Genomic DNA, 11,734 nt, shown 5'->3' with positions numbered 1-11,734 from the left:
AACACTCTATTCCTTTGTTTCAGAAATTTTTCTCTTAAACACGATAAACAGTGTGCCTCCCGCTATAAACATAGCAGACCATACGGCAAACGGTGTCTCATCTCCTGTTTTTACCTTATTCGGCTTTATCTTATCTGCACTTGCAGAAAACGCTTTATCAAATACCACACCAAAACTGTTTAAAGTTTCCACTTCTATCAAAGCACGCCCATCCTTTACTTTAACTTGGAACTTCTGCACCTTTGGATTGTCACAGGAAAGCACTGCAACCTCTTTTCCATTGTATCTCTCTCCCACAGGAAGCTGAAGTTCTGCTTTATGAGGAAGGGCAATCTCTTTTCCATCCTTTAAAAGCTGAATTTCAATAGGATTACTCAGCTGTTCCTTAGAGGAAAGCTCCTTCTCCATAAGCTTTACGTCTGCATGCTTTTTATCCAATGCTTTTACAGACAACTGCATATCAGAGGTTAAACCCTCCCCTGTTAATTGAATACCATGTTTTTCATTCAGCAATGTGACTTTTCCCTGGCTTTCCGGTCCTTCTGGTGTTTCTGGTGTTTCCGGTACCGCAGGAGACGAAAGCCGAAGTTCTGCCATACATGCCTCACCATTTGTTCCGGCCATGTGGAAGGTCAAAACAACCCCGCCTTCTTTCTTCTCGCAAGTTACATTTTCGTCCATTTGGATGCTGTCTGCTATTTCTTTGTTAACAGTAATCCGAATAGCCTCTGTATTCTTCATGGTAGGGTCAGAAACAGAAATTTTCAATGTTCCGCCGCCTGTTTCCTGCAGCATAACCGAAGCGGGTTTATCGCTTGTTATTCCTTCTACACTTCCTCCCTGCTCCTGCCAGAAATTTATTCCTGTAATCCCCAGTTCCTGGTGACGGACAGCCTGCACTTCACCGCTGTTTTCCAACACCGTTATTTTCGGTGCTTTTGCATAACGCTCTGTTTCCTCAACGCTTGTTTCCGGCAGCAGCACGTAGCTGTAAGCGGCATTTTCTGGATTCTGTCCATGGTCAACCCACATTTCCAGATAATTCTCTGTGCTCTCTCCTTCAAAGGTTCCTATATCCTTCCAGTTTCCTGTTGTCCGTCCCCGACGAACCTGAATTTCTGTATTTTCCTCCGGAAAATAATATCCTGTTCCCGCCGACTGATTCCCCTCTAAATGTGCCCAGCTTACCTTATCAAAGCTTGTACCTGACGCATCTGCACTGCGTTCAACAAGTTCTTTTACATTCGCTTCTTTGACCGGAATATCCGTTTCCTCTCCATTTACAAGCAAACGATTACTTCCATCTTCCTTCAGTTTTTTGTTTTCAATAGTTGTTTCCACAGGAAGTTCCATATTTTTATTCGTAATTCCTGCACCCAGACAAACAATCTCATCCCCAAACATGAACCACGACTTCTTGCCCTTTAACTCAGGAGCATAAGAAACCGGAGCATCTCCTGCAATTCCCTGTGTTTCTCCGGAAAACGCCATACCACTGATACCATAATTGCCAAGGGAAGTTCCTCCCACCCAGCTTTCGTTGGAACAGAAGTCCCCGCCCTGTGCAAATCCAGAGCCATCCGGCTTTCCCGTTCCGATATTCACAGGAACCACGGTAGTTCCCGGCAGCCTTAACGGATTTACTGTATTCCAGTAGTTTTCTGTATACTGTTCATCTGCATCATAAATATAAGTCATACCGTTATTCTGATGCCATCCAAAACGATTTTCGTCGTTCATAATTTCCGTATTCTGAATACGCTCTGAGTACATGGACAGGGCAAATAAGTAATTCTCTGTTCTGTGAACAGCACGGTCCATGAGCGGATAGGATTTATGTATTGGCGTCACCTGGCTTTGAATGGAGCTATCTTCTAAAATTTCCTTGGCTTTCTTTTTTATTGCCATGTTTTCCGCACCTGTAAGACTGTCCACAAATCCTTCATCCTCTTCCATCCAGTATTTCAAGGAAGAAAGTGTAGTATTCTTAGCTTCTTCGCTGAAAGAATCTGCAATCTGAAGAATAACCGTCATCGCCTCACGTCCCGCTGCCTTATTGCTGCTTGCAGGTCTGGACACAGAACGCCCCTTCAGGCAATCCAGCATCATTCCTCTGTACATGCCATTGCCAAAACTTTCTACTATATAACTCTCCAAATTTTCCTGAACCTGTTCCGGATACTTCCAGGGTGTGCCGGCAAGCAGAGAGGGTATTTTAGCTCCTCCCTTCATGAATTCAATTCCATAAGCCCCTAAATATGGTACTTTTATGTGGTCCAGATAAGAACCATCCGGATAAAAACCGCTGCTGTATCCATTCCCTGCTATCTGGGTGCTGTCTTCTACATTCTGAATAACAAAGGTTTCAGATGAGGCCAGCATTCCCAAATACACCAGTTCATTATCCTTTCTTAATGCGCCAAGGCCTACCGCTGTTGTGGAGCAGTCAATAATATTAGCCCCCTGAGCCTCCCGATATCCCTGGCCATGAGTACTGGCCGTGTTAATTACCCCTTCATGAAATGGGTCTGGCTGAAAGAAATAAAGAGATTCTGTATATGCCATAACCTGTTCCTCTGTCAGCCCGTCGTAAACCAGGACCAACGCCGGAATCAAGTCTTTCGGAATCCCAATCTCCCAGGTCCACCAGTTATCGGTCTGGCTTTTGGGTGTATAGCAGGAACCACACAGAAAATCCAGTATCTTTGTGATATCTTTCAGCATATCCTGATTCTGATACAGCTTTCCTCCCTCTGCGGCATAGGCTTTACACATGGAAAGTACTTTCTTAAAGGAAGGACGAAATTCCACCGCATCATCTTTGTATGGAATATTTTTATTCCCCTTTGCGCCCTCATCTTCTGTCCACGGAATACCGCTGCACTCCTCCTGCCCCTTATAAGCATAAGAATTCCAGATAGTTTCTGCCTCCTGGTTAATCTCCTCTAAAACCTCTGCTCCGCCTTCTTCCAGAGACAACTCCTTACCGATTAAAGATTCTTTCCACACCTGACGGATTTTCCCATAGTCTTCCTCCGCCGCAGACGGCAATACAGAAGGAGACTGATACAGGATTTCTACCTTCCACTGCGCTGTCTTTCCCTGGTCATCCTGTGCCACAACCACGACATTCCCTTTATTTTCTCCGGTAATTACTGCATTTCCACCCTCATCTGCAGTAATTTTTAACAAATGCTCTGCACTGGCATCTCCGGCCATACGGTTTCCGTCCGTTTCCCCTTCTTTTAACTCTCTCTTAATTTTTGAATAACCCGCATCTCTCAAAAATCCCCCGTCCTTCTTTAAGAATTTTGCACTCCATGTAACATTTTCAGAAAAACTCTCCGGTTTTTCCAGTTGGAGACTTTCACCCCTGACAACTGTAATTTTCTCATTTTCCACCGGCACTTCCATTTCCAAAGTTTCCTCTTTCTGTTCCTCAACGCCTGGCACAGACTCTGCAGCTGCACCTTCTTCTGTCTTTTCCTCTTCGTCTTCCTGCAGAACCTCTTCTTCCAATTTTTCTCCTTCTTCCGGCAGTGCCTCTTCTTGCTTTTTGCCTTCCTCTTCCGACAGCGCCTTTTCTTCTGCAATTTCCTGCGTATTTACCGGCTCTGCCCATACCCCTGTTACATGACTCATGCTCATTGCCGCAATCAGTATGGCACTCATATACTTTTGTGTTTTTCTTTTACCTGTTTTCATGGTTCCTCCTTTTTGAAAACCCTTCTTTTTATTCTTTTAAGTTACCATTCCCCCCTTCTTTTATAAATACAATATTTAGATTTCTCTATTACTATCTATAGGTTACTCTATTTTTTCTATTATTTTTTTAATATTCTATTATTTTTCTAAAGCAAAAGGTTCCCTTACCTATCGGTAAAGAAACCTTTCTCTGTCTTCGCTATGAAATTTTATTAAGTATTTCCCGTTTCTTAATATAAAATTATAAATACTTTTTCAATGCTTCTGCTTTATCCAGCTTTTCCCATGGCAGGTTCAAATCATTTCTTCCGAAATGTCCGTAAGCTGCTGTCTGTTTGTAAATCGGACGGCGAAGGTCAAGCATTTTGATAATACCTGCCGGTCTTAAATCAAAGTTTTCACGAATAATTTCTACCAGACGGTTATCAGAAAGTTTCCCTGTTCCGAATGTATCCACCATAACGGAAGTAGGATGAGCCACACCAATGGCATAAGAAAGCTGGATTTCACATTTCTTTGCCAGACCTGCTGCCACAATGTTCTTTGCTACATAGCGGGCTGCGTATGCTGCAGAACGGTCTACCTTTGTGCAGTCCTTACCGGAAAATGCACCGCCGCCGTGACGTGCATATCCGCCGTAAGTATCTACAATAATTTTACGTCCGGTCAAACCACTGTCTCCGTGAGGGCCGCCGATTACGAAACGTCCAGTAGGATTGATAAAGAATTTTGTATTCTCGTCTACCATTTCCTTTGGCAGAATCACATCAAAAACGTGTTTCTTAATATCTTCATGAATCTGTTCCTGGCTTACTTCCGGGTCATGCTGTGTAGAAAGCACTACTGCATCCAGACGTACCGGTTTGTCATTTTCATCATACTCTACGGTAACCTGTGTCTTTCCGTCCGGTCTTAAATAAGTCAGAGTACCGTCTTTACGAACCTTTGTAAGCTGTAAAGCCAGTCTGTGGGCCAAAGCAATCGGATATGGCATATATTCTTCGGTTTCATCTGTAGCAAAACCAAACATCATACCCTGGTCACCTGCACCGATAGCGTCCAGCTCTTCCTCAGACATTTTATTTTCTTTAGCTTCCAGAGCCTTGTCCACGCCCAATGCAATATCTGCAGACTGCTCGTCAATAGTAATGATAACGCCGCAGGTATCTGCATCAAATCCATATTTTGCTCTTGTGTATCCGATTTCGCGAACCGTATCTCTTACGATTTTCGGAATATCCACATAAGCGTTTGTTGTGATTTCACCCATTACCATCACCATACCTGTTGTGGTTGCTGTTTCACAAGCAACACGGCTCATTGGGTCTTTTTCCATAAGCGCGTCCAGAATGGCATCGGAAATGGCGTCGCACATTTTATCCGGATGGCCTTCTGTTACTGATTCAGATGTAAACAATCTTTTTTCCATGTATGAATTCTCCTTTTCTTTGTCTGTATATTTTCTCCTGCCCGGTGGTTCTCCATTCAGAACACATTTCCGCGTAAAAAATGAGCCCACCTAAGCGGACTCATCTATATTTCGTAATATGAACCCTCTTATTGTTCGACTACTCGCTCAGGTTGGCACCTTCCGCTTGGCGGGGTTGCCGTGACTTCACAGTTCCTATGTAACTCCATCACTCTGAATAAGAGAAAATATAAATATTCAGTTGCAAATATTACAATAACCTTTTTGCAGGCTTTCGTCAAGTATTATTTTTATCCCACTCTCAGCTGAAACTTCTTCAGTTCCTTCTCGCTGGACACTTTTTCGATTTCTGCTCCAAGGCTTCTGAGTTTCTCCTCGAATCTCTCATACCCTCTCTGGATATACACAATATCATCTACAATGGTAATGCCTTCAGAAGCCAGTCCTGCAATCACAAGGGCTGCTCCCGCACGCAAATCAGGCGCACTGACTCTGGCACCGGTAAGCTTCTGCACACCGTCAATGATGGCGGTATTGCCTTCCACCTTAATATTGGCACCCATTCTTGCCAGCTCGTCCGCATATTTGAAACGATTCTCAAAAATACTCTCCGTTACAATGCTTGTCCCTTCGGCCAGTACCAGAGCTACCGCAAACTGCGGCTGCATGTCCGTAGGATAGCCGGGATACGGCATGGTTTTTACATTCGTGCGTTTCAGACGCTTATTAGCCACTACACGCACAGCGTCATCAAACTCTTCCACCTGACATCCGATTTCCTCCAGCTTTGCGGTGGTGGCTTCCAAATGCTTAGGAATGACATTTTTTACCATAACATCTCCCATGGTAGCGGCTGCCGCACACATGAAAGTACCTGCCTCAATCTGGTCCGGAATGATGGAATATGTGGTTCCGTGAAGTTTTTCCACACCCTGAATACGGATAACATCTGTTCCCGCACCTTTGATGTTGGCTCCCATGCTGTTTAAGAAGTTGGCAACATCCACCACATGAGGCTCTCTGGCCGCATTTTCAATGGTTGTGTTCCCCTCTGCCATAGCTGCTGCCATCATAATATTAATGGTAGCGCCTACAGACACCATATCCAGGAAAATATGCTTTCCGGTCAGATGGTCTGCCTTTGCCACAACAGCTCCGTGAATAATATCCACAGACGCTCCCAGGGCCCGAAATCCCTTTAAATGCTGGTCAATAGGACGACTGCCGATATTACAGCCTCCCGGAAGCGGAACTTCCGCATTTTTATACTTGCCTAAAAGAGCCCCCAAAAGATAATAGGACGCTCTGATTTTCTTAATATACTCATACTCCACGCTGATATTTCCGATAGTCACCCCTGCAATTTTCACCTCTGTAGGACTGATACGGTCAACGGTTGCACCAATTTCTCTGATTGCTTCCAATAAAACATTAATATCTCGAACATCCGGTAAGTTCTCAATGTGTACCGTTTCATCTGTCATAATCGCCGCTGCCAAAATGGCAAGTGCTGCATTCTTTGCACCGCCAATCTCTACTTCGCCGACTAACGGATTTCCACCTTTGATAACATACTGTTCCATATACGCACCTCTTATTTTTCCAGGCAACAATGGCCTTGTCTCAATCTATATTCACTGCTTTTCTGCAGTATTGACATTTTCTAAATTATTTTCTGAATTCTATATAAAAAGCCATATCCGAATCAAAGTCTGTCTTTCAAAATATCCTATTATTATTTTATGGCTTACCCATTATATTATAACAGATAAGCCCATTTGTAAATAAAAATTAACATTTTCATCGGATACACATGTTTTCTCTTTCGATATTCTCTATTATTTTTTCAGTTTCTCTATAATTTTCTGTAAAGTCTCTTCTATATTCAGATTTTTCTCATCAACAACAATATCTGCATATTTTTCATACAGAGGCGTTCTCTCATCATACAGGTCTTTCAGCGTCTGTCCGTCTCTGAGAACCACACCTCTTCCTTTGAGATTTCCCAGTCTCTGTCTGAGGATTTCATAGTCCAGCTTTAAATACACCACTGTACCAATTTCCCGCAGATGCTCCATGGCCTCTGTGCAGTAGGCAACGCTTCCGCCTGTGGCAATCACTGCTTTTTCCGTTTCAATAGAGGCGTTCACCCGGTTTTCAATTTTCAGAAATCCGTCCTGTCCCTCGTCGGCAATAATTTCGCGCAGCAGTCTTTTCTCTGCTTTCTGAATCAGAAGGTCTGAATCCACAAACTCGTATCCCAGCACTTTTGCCAGAATGACACCCACGGTGCTTTTTCCCACACCCGGCATTCCGATTAATACTACATTCTGCTTTTCCATGGCTGTTTACCCCTTCTTTCTCGGCTGTTTCTTCTTCCGTTTCTTCTTAATGCTGTATCCGAAAGTCCCCAGCTTTTTCCCAAGTCCATAATATTCTCCATGAGAATATACAATAGGATTTGCCGAAGCCAAATCAAACTTCCCCTTCTCGTCCATATAAGCCGTATCCACATGCACAGCCAGTACATCTGCAGTAAAGACACTGTGGCTTCCGTATTCTTGAATCTCTCTTACCCGGCACTCAATGGACACGGGAGATTCCCCAATCATGGGCACCCCTACATGGCTTGCCTTTTCTCTGGTCAAACGCAGTTCTTTAAACTTATCCACATCCCGGCCCGATTTCACACCGCAGTAATCCGTGGCAAAAGCCAGCTTTTCCGTTGTCAGGTTAATTACAAATTCTCTGGTATCCGTAAGCATTTTATAAGAATATCGCTCCGGTCTTACGGAAATAGATACCATTGGCGGATTGGTACACACCGTTCCGGCCCATGCTACCGTAATAATATTGTCATGCCCTTCCTCATCTGCCACACTGACCATTACCACCGGCAGCGGATACAGCATGTTTCCGGGTCTCCACTCTGCTTTCGCCATACAAATCTCCTTCGCTTTCCTGATTCTGTTTCTTAATTATTATTCTGCTGCAGGGTTCCGATAAATGCAGGAATCAGCTGTTTCTTCCTGGAAACCACTCCCTGCAGTACATAGCCGCCCTGCGCTTCCTTTACGCCAAAGGATTCCTCCACCAGACGGCAGCTTCCCTCTCCGTAACAGATGACTTCTGAAGATTCTTCTAAAATATTCGTCAGCATAAAGAATACCATGGAAATTCCGTTTTTCCCACATTCATGCTGCATAAAAGGAATCAGCCGCTGCTTCAAATCCTCCAGTTCCTCTGCATTCATGGAACTTATCTGTCCCACGCCGAAATTCACCTTGTCAGAAGTGAAACGCTTGAAATCCTGATAGAATATAACCTCTGTGGTCTTTCCCTTCAGATTGCTGCCTGCCGTAAACATTTCCTTTGCGTGTTCTTCGATATTAATACCTGCAATGAGCGCCAGCGCACCTGCCGCCATTTTATCAGAAGAAGTACAGGTAGGAGAGCGGAACATCAGCGTATCTGAAATAATAGCTGAGCACAGAAGACCTGCAATAGCCGGACTGATTTCCAGCGCCTTTTCCGTATACATCTGATACATAATGGTGGCTGTACAGCCCACCGGCTGGTTACGGAACATAATGGGCTGCAGAGTTTCCAGAGAGCCCAGTCTGTGGTGGTCTATAATTTCCAACACCTCAGCTGCGTCAATGTTGTCTACAGCCTGAGTTTTCTCATTATGGTCAACCAGAATCAACTGCTTCTTCTTCATTCCCAACAAATTACGGCGGGAAACCGTTCCGATATACTTCCCGTGCTTATTTACCACCGGAAAGGCCCTGTGCCGGTTCTTTACCATGATATCCCGAATATGGTCTGTAAAATCATCCGTCTGAAAGGTAATGAGATTTTCCTTTTTCATAATGTGTTTCACCGGAATACTCTGATTGATCAGCCGGGCTACCGTAAAGGTATCAAGGGCAGACTGAATCACCACACACTGATTCTTCTCTGCCGCCATTTTAATATCCTCTGCTACCTCCGCATGATTACACACAATAATGCAGCTCACATTCTGCTCAATGGCACACAAATGGTCTTCATGGCGGTCTCCTAAAATGACCAAATCGTCTTCTTCCAGAAATTCTCCCAGTTTGTCCGGATGTGCCGCACCGATAACCACTTTCCCCTTTACAAAGTAGCCGTGGGAGTTTCCTGTCACCACAGTACCCTCCACAGTGTTGGCAATGCTTCTGTATTGGGTTCTGGCATTAGACAGAAAATAATTGTCATGGGCGTCCATGTAGGATTTTGCAATATCCCCCGTGGTAATCAGCCCCTCTAACTGTCCGTCCTCCTTGGTAATAGGAAGTGTTACGGCGCTGCTCTCTTTCATAATGGCCCAGGCGTCTTTAATCGAAATATTGTTGGGAACTCCCGGTGTTTCCCGAATTTCCATGTCCTTCACCTGGGTTCCCACATCCGAAAGATATCCCGGCGCCTCCACGCCAAACTTTTTCAGAACATACTCGGTTTCTTCATTTATCTGTCCTGCACGCTTTGCAGAATATTTACATCCGTTGTTCACTCTGTTTTTGATATCTGCATAAGCAATTGCCGAACAGATAGAGTCCGTATCCGGATTTTTGTGTCCTATAATGTATATTTTCCCCTGTTTCGCCATATCCTTTTCCTTTCAGGTTTTCCAGCATGAAATGCGATAATTGATGATTTTATAGTAACACACTTCTAAATCAATGGCAATTGTGTTATACTGGACGCAAATCGAAAATTGGGAGGTACAAACATGTCAGAAGAAACAAAGAAACAGGAAACGATGGAAGATTTCATGGAGGAAATCAACGCGTCTTTCTCCAATTTCCGGGATGACGATATGCTCATCTGGGACAAACTGGTGCAGATGCAGGAAGATAAAACAGAATTTGAAGTCACAGTAGAAGGCATTGTAAAGGGCGGCGTCATTGCCTATGTGGAAGGTATCCGGGCTTTTATTCCGGTTTCCAAGCTGGCTCTGCACTATGTAGAAAATCCGGAAGACTATCTGAAAAAGACACTGATGGTAAGAGTATTTGAAGCAGACGAACAGGAGAACCGCCTGATTCTGTCCGCCAAAGAAATCTTAAAGGAAAAGGCAGACGCTGAAAAACTGGATAAAATCAATGATATTAAAGTGGGAAGCATTGTAGAAGGAAAAGTAGATTCTCTGCAGACTTACGGTGCATTTATTGATTTGGGAGACGGACTCTCCGGTCTGGTACATATTTCCCAGATTTCTGATAAGAGAATCAAATCCCCCAAAGCCGTTTTAAACATAGGGGATACCGTGACAGCGAAAGTCATCAAAAACGAAGACGGCAAAATCAGCCTGAGCATGAAGGCTCTGATAGAGATTCCGGAAGAAAAAGAGGAAGAACCGGATTATGAACTGCCGGAAAGCGAGGAAATTTCCACCTCTTTGGGTTCTCTGTTTAAAAATCTGAAATTATGAGAAAACTATTAAATCGTTTCTTTATTGAAGGTTCCAGTGGTATGGCCTGCGGTCTGTTTGTGACGCTGGTACTGGGAACCGTTCTGCAGCAGACTGCAGGACTTCTGGAAGGGCAAATGGCTGCCCTTCTTCTTCATCTGGGACAGCTTGCCGTATCCCTCACCGGCGCGGGAATCGGCATTGGTATTGCCACCCGTCTGGGAGAAAGTTCCCTGGCAGCTATTTGTGCGGCAATCGCAGGAACTGTAGGCGCTTTTGCCGAAGAATTTGCTTCCGGGGCGCTTTTTACAACAGAGGGAACCTTGTCCCTTTCGGGAAAAGCAGAGCCTCTGGGGGCTTTTTTTGCCGCATTTACTGCCATTGAACTGGTACGGCTTATAGAGGGAAAAACCAGGGCAGATTTGATTCTGGCTCCTGTTGCCGGAATCTTAGGCGGTTCCCTTGTAGGTATCTGGGCGGGAATTCCCATTACCCATCTTCTGCAGTATCTGGGAGAAACCATGAATTGGGCCACTCAGCAGAATCCGCTCCTTATGGGCATCACAGTGTCTGTGCTTATGGGCATTTTTATTACGCTGCCTCTAAACTCCGTAGCGCTTGCTGTATCCCTTAACCTCACCGGTCTGGCTGCAGGCGCCGCTACCATTGGCTGCTGCTGCAGTATGGTTGGCTTTGCCGTTGCGGGATACAGAGAAAACGGAGTGGGCGGTCTGTGCTCGCTGGGGCTTGGAACTCCTTTTCTGGAATTTCACAAAATTATACAAAGACCTCTTATCTGGCTTCCCACCATACTTTCCAGCGCCATCTTAGGCCCTGTGGGCACTATGGCAGCAAAGATGAGCAACACTGCCGACGGAGCCGGGGCCGGTTCTATGGGACTTCTGGGACAGATTTCCACCTTTCAGACCATGACCGCGCAGGAAGAACCCGCCATAGTTATGACAAAAATCCTGCTTCTGCATTTCGTACTACCTGGGCTTCTGAGTCTGGGCATCGCAGAGGGCATGAGAAAACTGCGGCTGATTAAAGATGGGGATATGGCATTGGCACTGTAAACGGATAACTCGCAATAAAAACCATATCCATATTGAAAGTCAAAAGGACTGCGGCATGAAACCGCAGTCCCTTTCTACATTATATTC

General features: G+C 44.7%; 8 protein-coding genes and 1 riboswitch. Of the genes, 2 read left to right on the top strand and 6 right to left on the bottom strand.

All coding sequences use genetic code 11. From position 1 onward, the window contains the following. Positions 1 to 6: 6 nt before the first annotated feature. The 6 genes from G5A70_RS10755 to G5A70_RS10730 form a co-directional block, all read right to left on the bottom strand. A complete protein-coding gene (locus tag G5A70_RS10755; protein WP_226853661.1) occupies positions 7 to 3,705 on the bottom strand; it encodes a polysaccharide lyase 8 family protein in 3,699 nt (1,232 codons plus the stop codon). A gap of 241 nt (positions 3,706 to 3,946) precedes the next feature. Next, on the bottom strand, positions 3,947 to 5,134 hold the full coding sequence (gene metK, locus G5A70_RS10750) for a methionine adenosyltransferase (protein ID WP_173749649.1): 1,188 nt from the start codon (positions 5,132 to 5,134) through the stop codon (positions 3,947 to 3,949). A 125-nt stretch (positions 5,135 to 5,259) separates the two neighbouring features. Continuing rightward, positions 5,260 to 5,358: riboswitch (SAM riboswitch) on the bottom strand. Between the two features lie 66 nt (positions 5,359 to 5,424). Further along, on the bottom strand, positions 5,425 to 6,717 hold the full coding sequence (locus G5A70_RS10745) for a UDP-N-acetylglucosamine 1-carboxyvinyltransferase (RefSeq protein ID WP_173749648.1): 1,293 nt from the start codon (positions 6,715 to 6,717) through the stop codon (positions 5,425 to 5,427). Positions 6,718 to 6,972: 255 nt separating this feature from the next. Next, positions 6,973 to 7,476 (bottom strand): shikimate kinase, encoded by a 504-nt coding sequence (locus G5A70_RS10740; RefSeq protein ID WP_173749647.1) that lies wholly within the window; start codon positions 7,474 to 7,476, stop codon positions 6,973 to 6,975. Positions 7,477 to 7,482: 6 nt separating this feature from the next. Beyond that, positions 7,483 to 8,076, bottom strand: a complete 594-nt coding sequence (locus G5A70_RS10735; protein ID WP_173749646.1) for a flavin reductase family protein — start codon at positions 8,074 to 8,076, stop codon at positions 7,483 to 7,485. Between the two features lie 32 nt (positions 8,077 to 8,108). After that, entirely contained in the window at positions 8,109 to 9,767 is a 1,659-nt protein-coding gene (locus tag G5A70_RS10730) for a putative manganese-dependent inorganic diphosphatase (RefSeq protein ID WP_173749645.1), read from the bottom strand. Between the two features lie 123 nt (positions 9,768 to 9,890). Between G5A70_RS10730 and G5A70_RS10725 the strand changes: the two genes are divergently transcribed. Together G5A70_RS10725 and G5A70_RS10720 are read left to right on the top strand one after the other, a co-directional pair. Next, entirely contained in the window at positions 9,891 to 10,592 is a 702-nt protein-coding gene (locus G5A70_RS10725; protein WP_173749644.1) for a S1 RNA-binding domain-containing protein, read from the top strand. Beyond that, positions 10,589 to 11,647: a PTS transporter subunit IIC gene (locus G5A70_RS10720; RefSeq protein WP_173749643.1), complete on the top strand. Its 1,059-nt coding sequence runs from the start codon at positions 10,589 to 10,591 to the stop codon at positions 11,645 to 11,647. The genes G5A70_RS10725 and G5A70_RS10720 overlap by 4 nt, the downstream gene beginning before the upstream one ends. Positions 11,648 to 11,734: the final 87 nt, after the last annotated feature.

This window comes from Blautia hansenii (assembly GCF_013304445.1).
Lineage (GTDB): Bacteria > Bacillota > Clostridia > Lachnospirales > Lachnospiraceae > Blautia.
This window is presented reverse-complemented; position numbering and strand designations above follow the sequence as displayed.